Genomic DNA, 19562 nt, shown 5'->3' with positions numbered 1-19562 from the left:
AGTCAATACATGTGTGGCTGACCCACCGTATTCGCGAGCAAGCCCGCTCCCACAGTTTGATCACTTGTTATCCGGGAAGTCTGTGTGCAGTTTGGCCAGCAGTTGGTCTTTGTCTTCCCACAACTGGTTGATCCACCCCTGGAACGCCAGCCGGTACTCCCCATCCTGCTCATAGTTCTTGCCGATAAACTCGGCCGGAATCTGCACTTCTTCAAAGTGCACCACCACGTCCCTCACATTCCCGCACAACAAATCCCAATACCCTGGGCGTCCGGCCGGGTAGTGGATGGTTACGTTCACCAATGACTTAAGCTGCTCGCCCATGGCATCCAGCACAAACGCAATGCCACCGGCTTTGGGCTTGAGCAGGTAACGGAACGGCGATTTCTGTTGGGCGTGCTTGCCCGGCGTAAACCGCGTGCCCTCGGCAAAGTTGAAAATACCCACAGGGTTGTCGCGAAACTTCGCACAGGTCTTACGCGTGGTTTCCAGGTCTTTGCCTTTCTTCTCCGGGTGCTTCTCCAGGTACGCCTTGGTGTAGCGCTTCATGAACGGGAAGCCCAGCGCCCACCAGGCCAGGCCGATCACCGGCACCCAGATCAGTTCTTGTTTGAGGAAGAACTTCAGCGGGCGAATGCGCCGATTGAGTACGTATTGCAACACCATGATGTCGACCCAGCTCTGGTGGTTGCTGGTCACCAGATACGAGTGCTGGTAGTCCAGGCCTTCAAGGCCGGTCAGGTGCCAGCGGGTGCGGCGTACCAGGTTCATCCAGCCCTTGTTATTGCTCACCCAGGCTTCGTGCGTATGGTTCATCAGCCATTCGCTGAAGCGTTTGGCGAATGGCAGCGCCTTGAACAGCGCGACGATAAACAGGAACGAACACAGCAGGATCGTGTTCAGCGCCAGCAACAGCGAAGCAATTACCCCGCGCACGGCGGCAGGTAGAAAATCCAGCATTTAGATATCCATAGGTCGGTTGGCGGCTTGGATCGCCGTCAGGGCGATGGTGTACACGATGTCGTCCACTTGTGCACCGCGTGGCAAGTCGTTCACCGGTTTGCGCAGGCCTTGCAACATCGGCCCCAGGCTCACGCAATCGGCGCTGCGTTGCACGGCCTTGTGCGTGGTGTTGCCGGTGTTCAGGTCCGGGAACACAAACACCGTGGCCTTGCCGGCGACCTGGCTGTTGGGCGCCAACTGCCTTGCCACGGTTTCATTGGCGGCGGCATCGTACTGCAATGGGCCGTCGATCAGCAGCGAGCTTTGCTGTTCGTGGGCGAGCAGGGTGGCTTCGCGGACTTTTTCGACTTCTTCGCCGCTGGCCGAATCACCGCTGGAATAGCTGATCATCGCCACTCGTGGCGTGATGCCGAAGGCGGCGGCGGAGTCGGCGCTTTGCAGGGCGATTTCCGCCAGCTCCACGGCGCTGGGGGTGCGGGTTCATCACGCAGTCGCCGTACACCAGCACCTGCTCGGGGAACAGCATGAAGAACACCGACGACACCAAGGTGCAGCCCGGCGCCGTTTTGATCAACTGCAGGGCAGGGCGGATGGTGTTGGCGGTGGAGTGAATCACCCCGGAGACCAGGCCGTCCACTTCATCCAGTGCGAGCATCATGGTGGCGATCACCACCGTGTCTTCCAATTGTTGCTCGGCCATCGGCGCGTTGAGGCTCTTGCTCTTGCGCAGTGCGACCATTGGCTCGACGTAGCGTTGGCGAATCAGGTCCGGGTCGAGAATCTCCAGGCCTTCGGGCAATTCGATGCCGTGGGCGCGGGCGACGGCTTCCACATCGGCAGGTTTGGCCAGCAGCACGCAACGCGCAATGCCGCGGGCCTGGCAGATGGCGGCGGCCTGCACGGTCAACGGCTCGCTGCCCTCGGGCAACACGATGCGTTTGTTGGCGGCCTGGGCGCGCTGGATCAATTGATAGCGGAACACCGCCGGCGACAGGCGCATTTCCCGTGGCGTACCGCAGCGTTGGTGCAGCCAGCGCGCATCGAGGTGGCTGGCGACGAAGTCGGTGATGATCTCGGCGCGCTCGCGGTCATCGATCGGGATTTCCTTGTTCAGGCTATTGAGCTGGTTGGCCGTGTCGTAGGAGCCGGTGCTTACCGACAACACCGGCAGCCCGGCCTGGAAGGCTCCACGGCACAAATCCATGATGCGCGGGTCGGGCAGGGTGTCGCTGGTCAGCAACAAACCGGCCAGGGGCACGCCGTTGATTGCGGCCAGGCTGACGGCGAGGATGATGTCGTCACGGTCGCCCGGCGTTACCACCAGCACGCCCGGCTTGAGCAGCTCCACGGTATTACGCATGGTGCGCGCGCAAATGATGATCTTGGTCATGCGCCGGGTTTCGTAGTCGCCGGCGTTGAGGATCTGTGCGCCCATCAGGTCGGCCACGTCGCGGGTACGCGGGGCGTTGAGTTCGGGCTGGTAAGGGATGCAGCCGAGCAGGCGGAAATCGCCACTGCGCAGCAGGGGCGAGTGCTCCTTGAGGCGCGCCGAGAAGGCTTCCATGCTTTCGTCGGTGCGCACCTTGTTGAGGATCACGCCCAGCACTTTCGGGTCTTTGGGGCCGCCAAACAGTTGGGCCTGCAATTCCACACGGCCCGAGAGCTCGGTGAGCACTTCGTTCTCCGGCGCCGACACCAGGATCACTTCGGCGTCCAGGCTCTTGGCCAGGTGCAGGTTGACCCGCGCCGCATAGCTGGCGCTGCGGGTCGGCACCATGCCTTCGACGATCAGCACGTCCTTGCCCACGGCGGCCTGCTGGTACAGGGTGATGATTTCTTCGAGCAACTCGTCGAGCTGGCCGTCGCCGAGCATGCGCTCCACATGGGCCAGGCCCAAGGGTTGTGGTGGCTTCAGGCCGTGGGTGCGCGCCACCAGTTCGGTGGAGCGCTCGGGGCCGGTGTCGCCGGGATGTGGCTGGGCAATCGGTTTGAAGAAGCCGACTTTAAGCCCGGCCCGTTCAAGAGTACGCACCAGCCCAAGGCTGATGGAGGTCAGACCCACACCAAAATCGGTGGGCGCGATAAAAAAAGTCTGCATGCGAATTCTCTGGAGGTGCATGGCTTCGGTGGCGCTCTATGGCTGAGCGCCTACCGGGAATCAGGCACCAAGGTTATCGTTATTCAGGCGCTTGCGCACACCAGCCGCACGTAAAGGGTTGGCCTATTTTTTCAAGGCGTTGCGCAGCATCCAGTACCCAGGCGCGCGACTGCCATGGCGGCTGGTGGCGCAGGTGCTGGGTGTGGCCGCAGGACAGCTCGGCTACCCAGTGGCCGTCGCCATCCTGGTGGAAGCCGATGATGAAGGATGCCGTTGATCGGCTCCGTCTGTCCGGGTTCTGTTCGCTTTCGGGCAAATCCTTGTTTAGACTTGTCCGTTCTTCATTCTTATGCAAAAGGTCTCGCCCCATGACGATCGCCGCTAACAAGGCTGTCTCCATCGACTATACCCTGACCAACGACGCTGGTGAGGTCATCGACAGCTCCGCCGGCGGCGCGCCGCTGGTTTACCTGCAAGGCGCAGGTAACATCATCCCGGGCCTGGAGAAGGCTCTGGAAGGCAAGAGTGTCGGTGACGAATTGACTGTCACCGTAGAGCCTGAAGATGCTTACGGCAAATACGCCGCAGACCTGGTCAGCACCCTGAACCGCAGCATGTTCGAAGGTGTTGATGAGCTGGAAGTGGGCATGCAGTTCCACGCATCCGCCCCGGACGGCCAGATGCAGATCGTCACCATCCGTGATCTGGACGGCGACGACGTGACTGTCGACGGCAACCACCCTCTGGCTGGCCAGCGCCTGAACTTCCAGGTGAAGATCGTTGCCATCCGCGACGCTTCCCAGGAAGAAGTGGCCCACGGCCACGTCCACGGTGAAGGCGGTCATCACCATTGATTGTGGTTTGATCAATAGGTAGCAAAAACGCCCCGACTGGTTCGGGGCGTTTTTTTTGCTCCTGAAAATACACCGCAGTTCAAGTGTGGGAGCGGGCTTGCCCGCAATGAGGGTGTCAGCCACCTTATGCATCACTGACCCACCGCAATCGCGGGCAAGCCCGCTCCCACATTTTGATCAGTGGGCGCCCCCCCTTATTGAGCACAAACAAAAATGCCCCGGACCTTTCGGTACGGGGCATTTCTTAACTGTTACGCAACCTGAGTTACGTGGCAGTTGTTACCACTTAGGCTGCTGCAGCGACGTTCAGAGCCTTGATGTGGCCATTCAGGCGGCTCTTATGACGAGCGGCTTTGTTCTTGTGGATGATGCCTTTATCGGCCATACGGTCGATAACAGGCACAGCCAGAACGTAAGCAGCTTGAGCTTTTTCAGCGTCTTTGGTGTCGATGGCTTTAACTACATTCTTGATGTAGGTACGAACCATGGAACGCAGGCTGGCGTTGTGGCTGCGACGCTTCTCAGCCTGTTTTGCACGTTTTTTGGCGGAAGGTGTGTTGGCCACCGTCGAGCTCCTCGAAAGACTTTTTAGGAAATAGCAAACAAAATAGGCCGCGAATCATGCCGATGACTTGATGGGTTGTCAAGGGCGGCTGATGCGAACTGCTGAGTGGTCGATCTGAAGAGGCGGGTGATTTATTTCCGGCGCTTGACCTGTAAACTCGCGAGCTTTGGCTCTGTGCTGTTGCAGGCGCGCAGTATCGCATAAGTGGGCGCTTTGTTCGCCTGCTCTTTATCTAAAGGCGCAAACTCTTTCAATGAATCTGCTCAAATCGCTGGCTGCCGTCAGCTCTATCACGATGATCTCCCGGGTTTTGGGGTTTGTGCGTGACACCCTGCTGGCGCGCATTTTCGGCGCCAGCATGGCCACGGATGCGTTCTTTATTGCCTTTAAACTGCCCAACCTGCTGCGGCGGATCTTCGCCGAGGGCGCATTTTCCCAGGCGTTCGTGCCGATCCTGGCCGAATACAAAACCCAGCAGGGCGAAGAAGCGACCCGTACCTTTATTGCCTATGTCTCGGGCCTGCTGACCCTGGTACTGATGCTGGTAACCCTCGTCGGCATGCTCGCCGCGCCCTGGGTGATCTGGGCCACGGCCCCCGGCTTTGCCAATACCCCGGAAAAATTCGCGCTGACCACTGACCTGCTGCGCGTGACCTTTCCTTATATATTGCTGATTTCGCTGTCATCCCTGGCCGGGGCGATCCTCAATACCTGGAACCGTTTCTCGGTACCGGCCTTCGTGCCGACATTGCTGAACGTCAGCATGATTATTTTTGCGCTGTTCCTGACGCCGTACTTCGACCCGCCTGTTATGGCCCTGGGCTGGGCGGTACTGGCCGGCGGCCTGGCGCAGTTGCTGTACCAACTGCCGCACCTGAAAAAAATCGGCATGCTGGTGCTGCCACGCCTGAACCTCAAGGACACTGGCGTATGGCGTGTAATGCGCAATATGTTGCCGGCGATCCTGGGCGTGTCGGTGAGCCAGATTTCCCTGATCATCAACACCGCGTTCGCATCCTTGCTGGTGTCCGGTTCGGTCTCCTGGATGTACTACGCCGATCGCTTGATGGAGTTGCCGTCCGGCGTACTGGGTGTGGCCTTGGGCACAATCTTGCTGCCGACGCTGTCGCGCACCTATGCCAGCAAGGACCGCCAGGAGTACTCACGCATCCTCGACTGGGGCCTGCGTCTGTGCTTTTTGCTGGTGTTGCCGTGTTCCCTGGCCCTGGGCATTCTGGCTGAGCCGTTGACCGTGTCGCTGTTCCAATACGGCCAGTTCAGCGCGTTTGATGCGTCGATGACCCAGCGCGCGTTGGTCGCCTACTCCGTCGGCCTGCTCGGCATCATCGTGATCAAAGTGCTGGCGCCGGGCTTCTACGCCCAGCAAAACATCCGCACGCCGGTCAAAATCGCAATCTTCACCCTGATCGTCACGCAACTGCTCAACCTGGTGTTTATCGGCCCATTGGCCCATGCCGGCCTGGCCCTGGCCATCAGCGCGGGTGCCTGCATCAACGCAGGCCTGCTGTTTTATCAACTGCGCAAGCAGCAGATGTATCAGCCGCAGCCGGGCTGGGGCCTGTTTGCCCTCAAGCTGCTGGTGGCGGTGGCGATGATGTCGGCGGTGTTGCTGGGCCTGATGCACGTCATGCCCGCCTGGGATCAAGGCCATATGCTCGAACGCTTCATGCGCCTGGGTGTTCTGGTCGTGGCGGGTGTAGTGGTGTACTTCGGGATGTTGCTGTTGCAAGGTTTCCGCCTGCGTGATTTCAATCGAAAGTCGCTTGGCTAGAGACTTTGCCGTGATAAAACGGTTGTTTTATCGATTCGATCCATTTGGCCTGCGCTGTTGCCTGTCGTCCGGGGCCGGGTGTGGTTATAATCGACCACTTTATGAGCAAGAAGCGCGTTATGCAGCTGGTTCGAGGTCTCCACAACCTGCGCCCCGAGCATCGGGGCTGCGTCGCCACTATTGGCAACTTTGACGGTGTTCACCGTGGCCACCAGGCTATCCTGGGCCGGCTGCGTGAACGTGCGGTCGAGTTGGGCGTGCCCAGCTGCGTGGTGATTTTCGAGCCACAGCCGCGGGAATACTTTACCCCCGAGACGGCGCCGGCCCGCTTGGCCCGCCTGCGTGACAAGCTGCAACTGCTGGCTGAAGAGGGCGTTGACCGTGTGTTGTGCCTGGCTTTCAACCAGCGCTTGCAAAGCCTCAGCGCCGCCGAGTTCGTCGACCGCATCCTGGTCGATGGCCTGGGCGTGCAGCACCTGGAGGTCGGTGACGACTTCCGTTTCGGCTGCGACCGCGTCGGCGATTTCGACTTCCTGCAACACGCCGGTGTGAATCAAGGTTTTACCGTCGAAGCCGCGCAAACCGTCGAACTGGACGGCCTGCGCGTGAGCAGTACCCAGGTGCGTAACGCCTTGGCGGCTGCCGACTTCGCCTTGGCCGAGCGTTTGCTCGGTCGCCCGTTCCGCATTGCCGGGCGGGTATTGCACGGCCAGAAGCTGGCGCGCCAACTGGGCACGCCAACCGCCAACGTGCAACTCAAGCGTCGTCGTGTGCCACTCACCGGGGTTTACCTGGTGAGTGTCGACATCGACGGCCAATCGTGGCCGGGAGTCGCCAACATAGGCGTCAGGCCCACGGTTGCAGGTGATGGCAAGGCCCACCTGGAAGTTCACCTTTTGGATTTTGCCGGTGATTTGTATGACCGGCGTTTAACGGTGGTTTTCCACCAGAAGCTGCGTGAAGAGCAGCGTTTCGCCTCCCTTGAGGCGTTGAAAACGGCGATCAATGCGGATGTCGCCGCCGCCCGTGCACTAGCCGCACCTAGCGCCCATCGCTAACCGAAGAGCCTTAAATGACCGACTATAAAGCCACGCTAAACCTTCCGGACACCGCCTTCCCAATGAAGGCCGGCCTGCCACAGCGCGAACCGCAGATCCTGCAGCGCTGGGACAGTATTGGCCTGTACGGAAAGTTGCGCGAAATTGGCAAGGATCGTCCGAAGTTCGTCCTGCACGACGGCCCTCCTTATGCCAACGGCACGATTCACATCGGTCATGCGCTGAACAAAATTCTCAAGGACATGATCCTGCGTTCGAAAACTCTTTCGGGTTTCGACGCGCCTTATGTTCCGGGCTGGGACTGCCACGGCCTGCCGATCGAGCACAAAGTCGAAGTGACCTACGGCAAGAACCTGGGCGCGGATAAAACCCGCGAACTGTGCCGTGCCTACGCCACCGAGCAGATCGAAGGGCAGAAGTCCGAATTCATCCGCCTGGGCGTGCTGGGCGAGTGGGACAACCCGTACAAGACCATGAACTTCAAGAACGAGGCCGGTGAAATCCGTGCCTTGGCCGAGATCGTCAAAGGCGGGTTCGTGTTCAAGGGCCTCAAGCCCGTGAACTGGTGCTTCGACTGCGGTTCGGCCCTGGCTGAAGCGGAAGTCGAGTACGAAGACAAGAAGTCCTCGACCATCGACGTGGCCTTCCCGATCGCCGACGACGCCAAGCTGGCCCAGGCCTTTGGCCTGTCGAGCCTGCCAAAGCCTGCAGCCATCGTGATCTGGACCACCACCCCGTGGACCATCCCGGCCAACCAGGCGCTTAACGTGCACCCGGAATTCACCTACGCCCTGGTGGACGTCGGTGATCGCCTGCTGGTGCTGGCTGAAGAAATGGTCGAAGCCTGCCTGGCGCGCTACGAGCTGCAAGGTTCGGTCATCGCCACCACCACCGGCACCGCGCTGGAGCTGATCAACTTCCGTCACCCGTTCTACGACCGTCTGTCGCCGGTTTACCTGGCTGACTACGTGGAACTGGGTTCGGGCACTGGCATTGTTCACTGCTCGCCTGCCTACGGCGTGGATGACTTTGTCATCTGCAAGAAGTACGGCCTGGTGAATGACGACATCATCAACCCGGTGCAGAGCAATGGGGTGTACGCGCCGTCGCTGGAATTCTTCGGCGGCCAGTTCATCTTCAAGGCCGACCAGGCGATCATCGACAAGCTGAGCGAAGTCGGTGCGTTGGTGAAATCCGACACCATCAAGCACAGCTACATGCACTGCTGGCGTCACAAGACCCCGTTGATCTACCGCGCTACCGCGCAGTGGTTTATCGGCATGGACAAAGAGCCGACCAGCGGCGACACCCTGCGTGTGCGCTCGCTCAAAGCCATCGAAGAAACCAAGTTCGTCCCGGCCTGGGGCCAGGCGCGCTTGCACTCGATGATCGCCAACCGCCCGGACTGGTGCATCTCCCGCCAGCGCAACTGGGGCGTGCCGATCCCGTTCTTCCTGAACAAGGAAAGCGGCGAGCTGCACCCACGCACCGTCGAGCTGATGGAAGCAGTGGCGCTGCGCGTTGAACAGGAAGGCATCGAAGCCTGGTTCAAGCTGGACGCTGCCGAGCTGTTGGGCGACGAGGCGCCGCTGTACGACAAGATCAGCGACACCCTCGACGTGTGGTTCGACTCCGGCACCACCCACTGGCACGTGCTGCGCGGTTCGCACCCGATGGGCCACGCCACCGGCCCGCGTGCCGACCTGTACCTGGAAGGCTCGGACCAGCACCGTGGCTGGTTCCACTCGTCGTTGCTGACTGGCTGCGCCATCGACAACCACGCGCCGTACCGCGAACTGCTGACCCACGGCTTCACCGTCGACGAGACGGGCCGCAAGATGTCCAAGTCGCTGAAAAACGTGATCGAGCCGAAAAAGATCAACGACACCCTGGGCGCCGACATCATGCGTCTGTGGGTCGCCTCGACCGATTACTCGGGCGAAATTGCCGTGTCGGACCAGATCCTGGCCCGCAGCGCCGATGCCTACCGCCGTATCCGTAATACCGCACGCTTCCTGCTGTCGAACCTGACCGGTTTCAACCCGGCCACCGACATCCTGCCGGCCGAGGACATGCTCGCCCTGGACCGTTGGGCCGTGGACCGTACCCTGTTGCTGCAGCGCGAGTTGCAGGAACACTACGGCGAATACCGCTTCTGGAACGTGTACTCCAAGATCCACAACTTCTGCGTGCAGGAGCTGGGTGGTTTCTACCTCGATATCATCAAGGACCGCCAGTACACCACCGGCGCCAACAGCAAGGCGCGCCGCTCGGCGCAGACCGCGCTGTACCACATCTCTGAAGCGCTGGTGCGCTGGATCGCACCGATCCTGGCCTTCACCGCCGACGAACTGTGGGAATACCTGCCGGGCGAGCGTAACGAGTCGGTGATGCTCAACACCTGGTACGAAGGCCTGACCGAATTGCCGGCCAACTTCGAACTGGGCCGCGAGTACTGGGAAGGTGTAATGGCCGTCAAGGTTGCGGTGAACAAGGAGCTGGAAGTTCAGCGCGCGGCCAAGGCTGTCGGCGGCAACCTGCAAGCCGAAGTCACCCTGTTTGCCGAGGAAGGCCTGACCGCCGACCTGGCCAAGCTGAGCAACGAACTGCGCTTCGTGCTGATCACCTCGACTGCAAGCCTGGCACCGTTTGCCCAGGCCCCTGCGGACGCAGTGGCCACCGAAGTCCCGGGCCTCAAGCTCAAAGTGGTCAAGTCGACCTTCCCCAAGTGCGCCCGTTGCTGGCACTGCCGTGAAGACGTCGGCGTAAACCCGGAGCATCCGGAAATCTGCGGTCGTTGCGTGGACAACATCAGCGGTGCTGGCGAGGTTCGCCACTATGCCTAAAACCAGCCGTTTCGGACGTCTGGGTTGGCTCGTGCTGAGCGTGCTGGTCCTGGTCATCGACCAGGTCAGCAAGGCTCATTTCGAAGGCACCCTGCAGATGTTCCAGCAAATCGTGGTCATTCCTGACTACTTCAGCTGGACCCTGGCCTACAACACCGGCGCCGCCTTCAGCTTCCTGGCTGACAGCGGCGGCTGGCAGCGCTGGCTGTTTGCCCTGATCGCCGTGGTGGTCAGTGCGGTGCTCGTGGTGTGGCTCAAGCGCCTGGGCCGCGATGACACTTGGCTGGCAATCGCCCTGGCCCTGGTGCTGGGCGGCGCGCTGGGCAACCTGTACGACCGCATTGCCCTGGGCCATGTGATCGACTTTATTCTGGTGCATTGGCAGAACCGCTGGTACTTCCCGGCGTTCAACTTTGCCGACAGCGCCATCACCGTCGGTGCAATCATGCTGGCGTTGGATATGTTCAAAAGCAAGAAAACCGGAGAGACCGTCAATGACTGATCAGGTATTGGCTGAGCAACGCATCGGCCAGAACACGGAAGTCACTTTGCATTTCGCATTGCGCCTGGAGAATGGCGACACGGTCGACAGTACGTTCGACAAAGCCCCGGCGACCTTCAAGGTCGGTGACGGCAACCTGCTGCCGGGTTTTGAAGCGGCACTGTTCGGTTTCAAGGCCGGCGACAAGCGCACCCTGCAGATCCTGCCGGAAAACGCCTTTGGCCAGCCCAACCCGCAAAACGTGCAGATCATTGCGCGCTCGCAGTTCCAGGACATGGACCTGTCGGAGGGCCTGTTGGTGATCTTCAACGATGCGGCGAACACCGAGCTGCCCGGTGTGGTTAAAACCTTTGATGACGCGCAAGTGACCATCGACTTCAACCACCCGTTGGCCGGTAAAACCTTGACGTTTGACGTTGAAATCATCGACGTTAAAGCGCTCTAACTGAAGAATTCGGCCTAATGTAGAGGCGGGCTTGTTGTGGCGAGGGAGCTTGCTCCCGCTGGAGTGCGGAGCACTCCCAAAGGGTTCTCCGAGATACACCAGATGTCTCTCGAACACCCAGGTTGGGACTGCTTCGCAGCTCAGCAGGAGCAAGCTCCCTCGCCACACAAGCGCGCTTGCACAGGGCAAGACACGAGGCACAGCATGCAAATCAAACTCGCCAACCCCCGTGGCTTCTGCGCCGGTGTGGACCGGGCGATCGAAATCGTCAATCGCGCCCTGGAAGTGTTCGGGCCGCCGATTTACGTGCGCCATGAAGTTGTCCACAACAAATTCGTGGTTGAAGACTTGCGCGCACGCGGGGCTATCTTTGTCGAAGAACTCGACCAGGTGCCGGACGACGTTATCGTCATCTTCAGTGCCCACGGCGTGTCCCAGGCAGTGCGCACCGAAGCGGCCGGCCGTGGCCTCAAGGTGTTCGACGCCACCTGCCCGCTGGTGACCAAAGTCCATATCGAAGTCGCGCGCTACAGCCGCGACGGCCGTGAATGCATCCTCATCGGCCACGCCGGTCACCCGGAAGTCGAAGGCACCATGGGCCAGTACGACGCCAGCAATGGCGGTGCTATCTACCTGGTGGAAGACGAAAAAGACGTCGCCGAGTTGCAGGTTCAAAACCCGGATCGCCTGGCCTTCGTGACTCAAACCACGCTGTCGATGGATGACACCAGCCGTGTGATCGATGCCCTGCGCACACGCTTCCCGGCGATTGGCGGCCCACGCAAGGACGACATCTGCTACGCCACGCAAAACCGTCAGGACGCGGTCAAGCAATTGGCCGACGAGTGCGATGTGGTCCTGGTGGTGGGCAGCCCCAACAGTTCCAACTCCAACCGCTTGCGCGAACTGGCGGAACGCATGGCCACGCCGGCCTACCTGATCGACGGCGCCGAAGACATGCAGCGCAGTTGGTTCGATGGCGTTGAGCGTATCGGCATCACCGCGGGTGCTTCGGCTCCAGAAGTATTGGTGCGTGGCGTGATCCAGCAATTGCAGGCCTGGGGTGCTACCGGCGCGGATGAATTGGCCGGTCGCGAAGAGAACATCACGTTCTCGATGCCCAAAGAGCTGCGGGTTCGCTCGCTGCTCTGAGTGCCACGGCGCCGGGGCCGCACAGCGCCTGCTCGGTGGCCTCACTGCGCAGGCTGATGCGCCCGCTGGGCGCCAGCACCACTTGATAGCGGCTCTGTGCCGGGTCGGTGCCGCAGATGTGCACCGTACCGGCACGGAAGCCACCCCCCGCAAACACCGGCTCACCCAGCCCGCTGAAGCGTACCTGGTTCTTGACTGGCCCATTGCCCGCCATCAGCACGCGCCCATTGCCCTGCCGTTCCAGCAGTATCGGGTTGTCGGTACCCGGCTCACCGCGCCCGCTTATATCCACGATGACTTGCCATCCTCGGCTCCAATCGTTCTCCAGCGCCTGAATGATCACTGCGCGATTGCGGGTGATTGCCTCCGTGCGCGCCAGCCGCAGGCCTTCGGCAAGCGAGTGTGCCGCGCTGCGTTGCTGCTGCGACGCAAGCAAACCCTTGAAGGCGGGCACTGCCACGGTCACCAGGATGCCACCCAGTAACAGGCCGAACAGAAGTTCGATCAGGGTGAAACCGCGTTGTTGCATAGTCTGTCCCTCCGTGGGCAAGGGTAAAAATGGGGTTGGAGACCTAGGTATAGCGCCCGGCGGCGGGGCTGGATGATGGCCTTTATGTCCAAAGTATTTCCCTTTGTTCCGATTACGGCGCGGGGCAAAAACCGGCGCTAGTCTTGGCTCGTACAGCAGTGCTGCGCTGCTTTTTTTTGGCCTTCGACACGGATGACGACGGTAATGCTTGCCTGCCCGAACAGACTTCTCCCCTGCGCACTGCCTCGACAGCAAACCGGCATGACCTTGATCGAAGTGCTGGTGGCGGTGTTGATTCTCGCCGTCGGGTTGCTGGGCGCCGCAGTGACCCAGCTCAATGCACTCAAGTACACCGACAGTGCAAGGATGACCAGCCAGGCCAGTTTCATTGCCTACGATATGCTCGATCGAATCCGCGCCAACTCCGGCGCCGACTACGCATGGGCACTCATGCAAAGCGCTCCCGCCAATACCTCGACGGCCAGCGTGCGGGACCTGGACCTGCATGACTTCGAAGCCAATATCATCGGCTTCGGCGGCGGCGACGCCAAAGGCTCGGTGGTGATCAGCGGTGGCGAGGTAACCGTGAGCATCAGTTGGGATGACTCCCGTGGGGCAAATACTCGTGGGGCGCGGCAAACCTTCACCCTCACCAGCCGCATTGCCGGCGAACCGCAGGCGCTTCAATGAGACGCTCTATGCGTGGTTTCAGCCTGGTGGAGTTGTTGCTCGCACTGGCGGTCGGGTTGCTGCTGGTATTGGGTGTCAGCCAGGTGGCGATCAGCGCTCGCGCGACTTACGCCAGCCAACAGGCCGCCATGGTGTTGCAGGATGATGCGCGGTTTGTGCTGGGCAGGATGATCCAGGATATCCGCCAGACAGGCATGTTCGGCTGCCTGGCGACAGCCTCTATCGACCACGCACCGCCAGCCTTTGATCGACCTCTCGGCTGGGATTCTGCAGGCAGCGCCTGGTCGCTGACGCTGGTCACCGCCGAGGTTGCAGGCGAGGGCGGCACGCCAGACTGGACGGTGCTCTCTGATTGCCTCGGCACGGCCCAGGCCTACGCGGGGAATTCACCGCTACCGATGCCGGGGCAGCTCCGCTTTGCGCTGCGCCAACTCACCTACACCTTTGAAACTGGGCAACTGAAGGTCAGTACCCCTGCGGCGCCGGCCAAGGCGGTGCTGTTGGACAATGTGCAGGCCTTCGACATCAGTTTCGGCGTGGCAGGCAAACCAGGTTCACCTCAGGTAGCGCGCTATGACGCCCGCCCGACGGATGAATCGCTGATCCGCAGCGTACGCCTGCGCATGACGCTGCAAGACCCGACCGGGCGTGTGAAAGATCAGGCCTACAGCGTGGTAGCAGCCTTGCGAAACCGGCTGAGGTAGGGCGCATGTTCAATCATCACGGTGTTTTTGCGCGGCAAACCGGCATGGTGTTGCTGATCAGCCTGGTGTTTCTGCTGGTGCTGTCATTGATCGGCCTGGCATCGATGCAAGGGGCGGTGTCCCAACAAAAGATTACCGGCAGCGTTTGGCATCGAAACCAGTCATTCCAAAGCGCCGAAAGTGGCCTGCGGTTGGGTGAGTCGGTGATCCGACGGGCCGGCGCGACACTGCCGGTGTGTCGGGCAATCAGCACCTGTGCGCCGCCGGTGGAGTCGGCGTGGGTCGTAGCGGCTGGCACACACCCTGTTTCGGCGGTCACTTGGGTTGCCCTGAAAGGCGGCCTGTATGGCGTGCAATCCCTGGGAATGGGCGTGGAGCTGGCGGGTTTGCCTGCCGGGACACCGGCCGCGTTGTACCGCGTGACCGCAGTTGGGAGCAGTGGCCAGGTGCGCACGGTGCTGGAGGCAGTCTATGCACAGGCAGAGGGAGGCCTGAACGTTCATAGAGTTCTATGGCGACAACTTCAATAGTAAGGAGCATATCAATGGGCAAGGATTGCCAAGGTTTTACCCTGATCGAGTTACTGGGCACGGTCGCCATCATCGCGTTTTTGGCCGGGATTGCGTACCCCGCGTATACCGGGCAGGTGAAAAAAGCCTACCGCGCGCAGATCGTTGCACTGCTGACTGAGCAGGCGCAGCACCTCGAGCGTTTTTACACGCGCCACGGCACTTTTATTGATGCAGGCGGCGCCAGTGCCGGCAATGATCACTATAGAATCAGCACTGCGTTGAGCCCCCAGGCATTCACCTTGGTCGCCTCGCCTGCGGTCGGCGCCCTTATGGCGAATGACCCTTGCGGTGAGTTCAGCTTGTCCAGCACCGGCGTGCGCAGCAATCCGGGCGCGATACCTGAAATGTCGCGCCATGCGTGCTGGGGGCAATGATGAGGGTGCTGGATGAATGGGCGCCGGGTGCGCTTTTTCCTTTTTATCGGCTGGATCAAATGATGGCTAAGCAACAGCAAGTGGTGATTGTCGGTGGCGGTGTTATCGGCTTGTTGACCGCGTTCAACCTCGCCTCCGAGGGGCAGTCCGTGGTGCTGCTGGAGCGCTCCAGGCTGGGGCAGGAGTCTTCCTGGGCGGGTGGCGGTATCGTTTCGCCGCTGTACCCATGGCGCTACAGCCCGGCGGTCACCGCACTGGCCCATTGGTCGCAGGATTTTTACCCGCAGTTGGCCGCAGCGGCTGTTTGCGGCCACCGGGGTTGATCCAGAGGTTCACACCACAGGCCTTTACTGGCTGGACCTGGAAGATGAAGCCCAGGCGTTGGCCTGGGCTGCCCGCGAAGGCCGGCCGTTGAGCAAGGTGGATGTGTCGGCCGCCCACGATGCCGTGCCGGTGCTGGGTGGTGGGTATTCCCAGGCGATCTACATGGCGGACGTGGCCAACGTACGTAACCCGCGTCTGGTCAAATCCCTCAAGGCGGCGCTGTTGGCGTTACCGGGCGTGACCCTTCATGAGCAGTGCGAAGTGGAGGGGTTCGTTATTGAAGGTGGCGACGTTGTGGGTGTGAACACCTCGGCGGGGCCGATCCTGGGCGACCAGGTGGTGCTGGCGGCGGGTGCCTGGAGCGGCGAAATACTCGGCAAGCTGGGCCTGTCGCTGCCGGTGGAGCCGGTCAAAGGCCAAATGATTTTGTACAAATGCGCGTCGGATTTTTTGTCGTGCATGGTGCTGGCCAAGGGGCGTTATGCGATTCCACGGCGTGACGGGCACATTCTGATCGGCAGCACGCTGGAGCACGAAGGGTTCGACAAGACCCCGACTGACTCGGCCCTGGAAAGCCTGAAGGCGTCGGCGGTGGAATTGATTCCCGCGCTGGCAGATGCCGAGGTCGTAGGCCACTGGGCCGGTTTGCGCCCTGGCTCACCGGAAGGTATCCCTTACATCGGTGAAGTACCCGGTTTCAAAGGGCTTTGGCTCAACTGCGGGCATTATCGCAATGGGCTGGTGCTCGCGCCGGCATCCTGCCAACTGTTTGCTGACTTGCTGCTGGGCCGTACCCCGATCATCGACCCGGCGCCGTATGCGCCCGTCGGTCGGATCAACGCTGGATAGACTTCGGCCCTTGTTCCAGGTGCGCCTGGGTGCAGTACCACGCCTGGCCTGAACTGAGTGCGCGGTCCTGCGGCAGGTGCACGCCGCAGCGGGCGCAGCGCACCATCAAGGCCGCGCCCGGCTCGGCGGAGCGTTGCTGTTTAGCCGCCGGGCTTTTGAATTTGCGCCAGAACCATACCGCGGCAGCAATGACGGCAATCCAGAACAGTAGACGAAGCATGATGGGCAGTTTCTCGACAGGGAATGCGCCAGTTTAGCCAAGCGCGTGGCTAGCGCACAGTGCAATAACCAGGCGCCCACAAAAAAGGAGCCTCGAGAGGCTCCTTCTTGATGACGCTGTGTGCAATCAGTCGAACACGCCGAAGGTCATGTAGCTGAACCACGAACGGTCTTCATTGTTGCCCAGGGCCTGCGGTGCTTCTTCTTCGATCACGTCGCCATTGGCGTCATGCGGCTTGAGCTCCGAAGGAATGGCTTCCTTGGCGTCCTGGAACTGCTTCATCACGTCCTGGTTGGCGCGGGTTTCGCCCGGCGGCAGCGGTGGACGGGAACTGATCAGGCCCAGGGTATATTTGCTCAACCAGGAACGGTTGTCTGCTTCAGCTACCCGAGGCACGAACTGGCCGTCTTTCAGATTTGGGGAGTCCGGGTAGTTGAGCTTCAGGGTTTCCAGACTGGTGGTCGCCAATGCATCCAGGTGCAATGCCTGGTAAGCCTGGGTCATGACCGCCAGGCCATCACCTACGGATGGGGTTTCCTGGAAGTTCTCAACTACATAACGGCCACGGTTGGCGGCAGCTACATACGCCTGACGGGTCAGGTAGTAGTCGGCCACGTGAATCTCGTAGGACGCCAGCAGGTTGCGCAGGTAGATCATGCGCTGCTTGGCGTCCGGCGAGTAGCGGCTGTTGGGGTAGCGGCTGGTGAGCTGGGCGAACTCGTTGAAGGAGTCGCGGGCAGCGCCAGGGTCACGCTTGGTCATGTCCAGCGGCAGGAAGCGCGCCAGCAGGCCAACGTCCTGGTCGAACGAGGTCAGGCCCTTCATGTAGTAGGCGTAGTCCACGTTCGGGTGCTGCGGGTGCAGCCGGATAAAACGCTCGGCGGCGGACTTGGCAGCTTCCGGCTCCGCGTTCTTGTAGTTGGCGTAGATCAGCTCAAGCTGTGCCTGGTCGGCGTAGCGCCCGAACGGATAGCGCGACTCCAGGGCCTTCAGCTTCGCTGTGGCACTGGTGTAGCTATTATTGTCCAAGTCTTTTTGAGCTAATTGATACAGCTCGACTTCGCTCAGGTTTTCGTCGACGACTTCCTTTGTTGACGAGCAAGCAGCAGTCATGGCGAGGATGGCGATCAGCAGCAGGTGTTTCACTTGCATGGCGGCTTGCGTCCCTATGACGGCCGCTGTCTTGGGCGGGGCCGTCCTGTTATGATGAGCGCCCCGTTGAAAGCCTCGGGGCAAAAGACGCCGTATTTAACCACAAGCGCGCAGCCGAAACCAAAGGCTGTGCCACGCCTAGTCTGAGCATGTCCGATAAAATTGAACTTCGCGCAGAGGTGCCGTCCGAATTGGGCGGCCAACGCCTCGATCAAGTCGCCGCACAATTATTCGCTGAGCACTCGCGCTCGCGCCTTTCCGCCTGGATCAAAGACGGCCGCCTGACTGTGGATGGAGCGGTTATCCGCCCGCGAGACATAGTCCATGGCGGTGCAATTCTTGAGCTGACTGCCGAGCAGGAAGCCCAGGGAGAATGGGTCGCCCAAGACATCGAGCTGGATATCGTCTATGAAGACGATGACATCCTGGTCATCAACAAACCTGCAGGCCTGGTGGTTCACCCGGCGGTCGGGCACGCTGATGGCACTTTGCTTAATGCCTTGTTGCACCACGTGCCGGACATCGTCAACGTGCCGCGCTGCGGCATCGTGCACCGCCTGGACAAGGACACCACCGGCTTGATGGTGGTGGCCAAGACCATTCAGGCGCAGACGCAGTTGGTCACACAATTGCAGGCCCGCAGTGTCAGCCGGATCTACGAATGCATCGTGATCGGCGTGGTGGTGGCGGGTGGCAAGATCAACGCCCCGATCGGCCGCCACGGCCAGCAGCGCCAGCGTATGGCGGTGATGGAAGGCGGCAAGCCGGCCGTCAGCCACTACCGTGTGCTCGAACGTTTCCGCTCCCACACGCATGTGCGGGTGAAGCTGGAAACCGGCCGCACGCACCAGATTCGCGTGCATATGGCGCACATCAACTTCCCGTTGGTCGGAGATCCGGCCTACGGTGGTCGCTTCCGTATTCCGCCAGCGGCCAGCCAGACCATGGTTGAATCGCTGAAAACCTTCCCGCGCCAGGCACTGCATGCACGTTTCCTGGAACTGGATCATCCGACGAGCGGTAAGCGGATGAGCTGGGAATCGCCTCTGCCGGACGATCTGGTCTGGTTGTTGTCGTTGCTCAAGCAGGATCGCGAGGCATTTGTCGGGTGAATGACTGGCTGATTCCTGACTGGCCCGCGCCGTCGGGAGTCAAAGCTTGCGTCACCACCCGTGCGGGCGGCGTCAGTCTGGCGCCGTTCGACAGCCTTAATCTGGGTGATCATGTTGAGGACAGTCTCAAGGCTGTTCTTGAGAATCGCCGCCGCCTCACCGATGCCTTCTCTATCCAGCCTGCCTGGTTGCGCCAGGTTCATGGGATAACCGTGGTGGAGGCTGACCCTTCGCGTATCGCTGAAGCCGATGCCAGTTGGACCAGCACGCCCGGCGTCGCCTGCACCTCAATGACCGCCGATTGCCTGCCCGCGTTGTTCTGCAACCGCGCCGGTACCCGCGTGGCGGCTGCCCATGCCGGTTGGCGCGGGCTGGCGGCCGGTGTATTGGAAGCTGCCTTCGAAAGCTTGAATGCCGAACCCGACGAAGTACTCGTCTGGCTGGGCCCGGCCATTGGCCCGCAAGCCTTTGAAGTCGGCCCCGAAGTGCGTGAAGCCTTCATGCAGCAACTGCCAGCCACGGCCGAGGCCTTTGTATCCAGCCATAACCCTGGCAAGTACATGGCCGATATCTACCAGCTGGCGCGCCTGCGCCTGGCTGCGCGCGGTGTCACTGCTGTATATGGGGGCGGTTTATGCACCGTCACCGACCCACGCTTCTTTTCCTACCGGCGCAGCCCGCGCACCGGTCGGTTCGCCTCCCTTATCTGGCTTGAGCGCTAGACTCTCCTGACTTGGATCAATGCTGATCCACATCAACGA

General features: G+C 60.9%; 19 protein-coding genes and 2 pseudogenes. 14 read left to right on the top strand and 7 right to left on the bottom strand.

Annotation, left to right across the window (positions count from 1 at the left end; all coding sequences use genetic code 11):
- Positions 1-60 precede the first annotated feature (60 nt).
- From QF043_RS24785 to QF043_RS30895, 3 genes and pseudogenes are all read right to left on the bottom strand, one after another.
- Entirely contained in the window at positions 61-960 is a 900-nt protein-coding gene (locus QF043_RS24785) for an acyltransferase (protein WP_307420514.1), read from the bottom strand.
- Positions 961-3061, bottom strand: a pseudogene (gene pta, locus QF043_RS24780) (phosphate acetyltransferase).
- A gap of 79 nt (positions 3062-3140) precedes the next feature.
- A complete protein-coding gene (locus QF043_RS30895) occupies positions 3141-3431 on the bottom strand; it encodes a DUF3565 domain-containing protein (RefSeq protein ID WP_370694348.1) in 291 nt (96 codons plus the stop codon).
- Here QF043_RS30895 and QF043_RS24770 point away from each other — a divergent pair.
- Positions 3430-3915 carry a peptidylprolyl isomerase gene (locus QF043_RS24770; protein ID WP_307420513.1) on the top strand — a complete coding sequence of 162 codons (486 nt, stop codon included), beginning with the start codon at positions 3430-3432 and terminating at the stop codon, positions 3913-3915. The two genes, QF043_RS30895 and QF043_RS24770, sit on opposite strands and share 2 nt — an antisense overlap.
- Before the next feature lie 286 nt (positions 3916-4201).
- Here the strand turns inward: QF043_RS24770 and rpsT are convergent, their stop codons facing one another.
- On the bottom strand, positions 4202-4480 hold the full coding sequence (gene rpsT / locus QF043_RS24765; RefSeq protein ID WP_003171647.1) for a 30S ribosomal protein S20: 279 nt from the start codon (positions 4478-4480) through the stop codon (positions 4202-4204).
- Between the two features lie 253 nt (positions 4481-4733).
- Here rpsT and murJ point away from each other — a divergent pair, with 253 nt between their 5' ends.
- From murJ to ispH, 6 genes are all read left to right on the top strand, one after another.
- On the top strand, positions 4734-6272 hold the full coding sequence (gene murJ, locus QF043_RS24760) for a murein biosynthesis integral membrane protein MurJ (RefSeq protein WP_307420512.1): 1539 nt from the start codon (positions 4734-4736) through the stop codon (positions 6270-6272).
- 119 nt (positions 6273-6391) lie between these two features.
- Positions 6392-7330: a bifunctional riboflavin kinase/FAD synthetase gene (ribF, locus tag QF043_RS24755; protein ID WP_016971190.1), complete on the top strand. Its 939-nt coding sequence runs from the start codon at positions 6392-6394 to the stop codon at positions 7328-7330.
- 14 nt (positions 7331-7344) lie between these two features.
- Positions 7345-10176, top strand: coding sequence for an isoleucine--tRNA ligase (gene ileS / locus QF043_RS24750; RefSeq protein WP_307420511.1), 2832 nt, complete (start codon positions 7345-7347; stop codon positions 10174-10176).
- Positions 10169-10678, top strand: coding sequence for a signal peptidase II (gene lspA / locus QF043_RS24745; RefSeq protein WP_307420510.1), 510 nt, complete (start codon positions 10169-10171; stop codon positions 10676-10678). The genes ileS and lspA overlap by 8 nt, the downstream gene beginning before the upstream one ends.
- Before the next feature lie 7 nt (positions 10679-10685).
- Positions 10686-11123, top strand: coding sequence for an FKBP-type peptidyl-prolyl cis-trans isomerase (gene fkpB / locus QF043_RS24740; RefSeq protein ID WP_307421511.1), 438 nt, complete (start codon positions 10686-10688; stop codon positions 11121-11123).
- 204 nt (positions 11124-11327) lie between these two features.
- On the top strand, positions 11328-12275 hold the full coding sequence (ispH, locus tag QF043_RS24735; protein WP_017137605.1) for a 4-hydroxy-3-methylbut-2-enyl diphosphate reductase: 948 nt from the start codon (positions 11328-11330) through the stop codon (positions 12273-12275).
- On the opposite strand, the gene QF043_RS24730 is transcribed toward ispH, so the two are convergent.
- Positions 12229-12804 carry a GspH/FimT family protein gene (locus QF043_RS24730; protein WP_307420509.1) on the bottom strand — a complete coding sequence of 192 codons (576 nt, stop codon included), beginning with the start codon at positions 12802-12804 and terminating at the stop codon, positions 12229-12231. The genes ispH and QF043_RS24730 overlap by 47 nt on opposite strands.
- 204 nt (positions 12805-13008) lie before the next feature.
- Here QF043_RS24730 and pilV point away from each other — a divergent pair, with 204 nt between their 5' ends.
- From pilV to thiO, 5 genes and pseudogenes are all read left to right on the top strand, one after another.
- A complete protein-coding gene (pilV, locus tag QF043_RS24725; protein WP_307420508.1) occupies positions 13009-13494 on the top strand; it encodes a type IV pilus modification protein PilV in 486 nt (161 codons plus the stop codon).
- Positions 13491-14198 (top strand): prepilin-type N-terminal cleavage/methylation domain-containing protein, encoded by a 708-nt coding sequence (locus QF043_RS24720; protein WP_307420507.1) that lies wholly within the window; start codon positions 13491-13493, stop codon positions 14196-14198. The genes pilV and QF043_RS24720 overlap by 4 nt, the downstream gene beginning before the upstream one ends.
- Positions 14199-14203: 5 nt before the next feature.
- Positions 14204-14728, top strand: coding sequence for a PilX N-terminal domain-containing pilus assembly protein (locus QF043_RS24715; RefSeq protein ID WP_305457665.1), 525 nt, complete (start codon positions 14204-14206; stop codon positions 14726-14728).
- Positions 14729-14742: 14 nt separating this feature from the next.
- Entirely contained in the window at positions 14743-15144 is a 402-nt protein-coding gene (locus QF043_RS24710) for a type IV pilin protein (protein ID WP_307420506.1), read from the top strand.
- A 62-nt stretch (positions 15145-15206) separates the two neighbouring features.
- Positions 15207-16317: pseudogene (gene thiO / locus QF043_RS24705) on the top strand (glycine oxidase ThiO).
- Here the strand turns inward: thiO and QF043_RS24700 are convergent.
- Complete coding sequence (locus QF043_RS24700; RefSeq protein WP_307420505.1) at positions 16304-16537, bottom strand: PP0621 family protein; 234 nt, start codon at positions 16535-16537, stop codon at positions 16304-16306. The pseudogene thiO and the gene QF043_RS24700 sit on opposite strands and share 14 nt — an antisense overlap.
- A 126-nt stretch (positions 16538-16663) precedes the next feature.
- Positions 16664-17689 carry an outer membrane protein assembly factor BamD gene (locus QF043_RS24695; protein ID WP_307420504.1) on the bottom strand — a complete coding sequence of 342 codons (1026 nt, stop codon included), beginning with the start codon at positions 17687-17689 and terminating at the stop codon, positions 16664-16666.
- Between the two features lie 149 nt (positions 17690-17838).
- Between QF043_RS24695 and rluD the strand changes: the two genes are divergently transcribed.
- Together rluD and pgeF are read left to right on the top strand one after the other, a co-directional pair.
- Positions 17839-18801: a 23S rRNA pseudouridine(1911/1915/1917) synthase RluD gene (rluD, locus tag QF043_RS24690; protein WP_017137596.1), complete on the top strand. Its 963-nt coding sequence runs from the start codon at positions 17839-17841 to the stop codon at positions 18799-18801.
- Entirely contained in the window at positions 18798-19523 is a 726-nt protein-coding gene (gene pgeF / locus QF043_RS24685; protein ID WP_307420502.1) for a peptidoglycan editing factor PgeF, read from the top strand. Before rluD ends, pgeF begins: the two co-directional genes overlap by 4 nt.
- Positions 19524-19562: the final 39 nt, after the last annotated feature.

The organism is Pseudomonas sp. W3I7 (assembly GCF_030816095.1).
Taxonomy (GTDB): domain Bacteria; phylum Pseudomonadota; class Gammaproteobacteria; order Pseudomonadales; family Pseudomonadaceae; genus Aquipseudomonas; species Aquipseudomonas salomonii.
The sequence above is the reverse complement of the archived record's forward strand: the minus strand, read 5'-3'. Positions and strand labels throughout refer to the sequence as shown.

Excerpts from the sequence above, each read along its gene's own strand:
- QF043_RS24700 (WP_307420505.1), bottom strand. The coding sequence starts at position 16,537 with ATGCTTCGTCTACTGTTCTGGATTGCCGTCATTGCTGCCGCGGTATGG.
- rluD (WP_017137596.1), top strand. The coding sequence starts at position 17,839 with ATGTCCGATAAAATTGAACTTCGCGCAGAGGTGCCGTCCGAATTGGGC.
- QF043_RS24715 (WP_305457665.1), top strand. The coding sequence starts at position 14,204 with ATGTTCAATCATCACGGTGTTTTTGCGCGGCAAACCGGCATGGTGTTG.
- ileS (WP_307420511.1), top strand. The coding sequence starts at position 7,345 with ATGACCGACTATAAAGCCACGCTAAACCTTCCGGACACCGCCTTCCCA.
- pilV (WP_307420508.1), top strand. The coding sequence starts at position 13,009 with ATGCTTGCCTGCCCGAACAGACTTCTCCCCTGCGCACTGCCTCGACAG.
- QF043_RS24720 (WP_307420507.1), top strand. The coding sequence starts at position 13,491 with ATGAGACGCTCTATGCGTGGTTTCAGCCTGGTGGAGTTGTTGCTCGCA.
- QF043_RS24770 (WP_307420513.1), top strand. The coding sequence starts at position 3,430 with ATGACGATCGCCGCTAACAAGGCTGTCTCCATCGACTATACCCTGACC.
- murJ (WP_307420512.1), top strand. The coding sequence starts at position 4,734 with ATGAATCTGCTCAAATCGCTGGCTGCCGTCAGCTCTATCACGATGATC.
- QF043_RS24695 (WP_307420504.1), bottom strand. The coding sequence starts at position 17,689 with ATGCAAGTGAAACACCTGCTGCTGATCGCCATCCTCGCCATGACTGCT.
- ribF (WP_016971190.1), top strand. The coding sequence starts at position 6,392 with ATGCAGCTGGTTCGAGGTCTCCACAACCTGCGCCCCGAGCATCGGGGC.
- ispH (WP_017137605.1), top strand. The coding sequence starts at position 11,328 with ATGCAAATCAAACTCGCCAACCCCCGTGGCTTCTGCGCCGGTGTGGAC.
- QF043_RS24785 (WP_307420514.1), bottom strand. The coding sequence starts at position 960 with ATGCTGGATTTTCTACCTGCCGCCGTGCGCGGGGTAATTGCTTCGCTG.
- QF043_RS24730 (WP_307420509.1), bottom strand. The coding sequence starts at position 12,804 with ATGCAACAACGCGGTTTCACCCTGATCGAACTTCTGTTCGGCCTGTTA.
- QF043_RS24710 (WP_307420506.1), top strand. The coding sequence starts at position 14,743 with ATGGGCAAGGATTGCCAAGGTTTTACCCTGATCGAGTTACTGGGCACG.
- lspA (WP_307420510.1), top strand. The coding sequence starts at position 10,169 with ATGCCTAAAACCAGCCGTTTCGGACGTCTGGGTTGGCTCGTGCTGAGC.
- QF043_RS30895 (WP_370694348.1), bottom strand. The coding sequence starts at position 3,431 with ATGGGGCGAGACCTTTTGCATAAGAATGAAGAACGGACAAGTCTAAAC.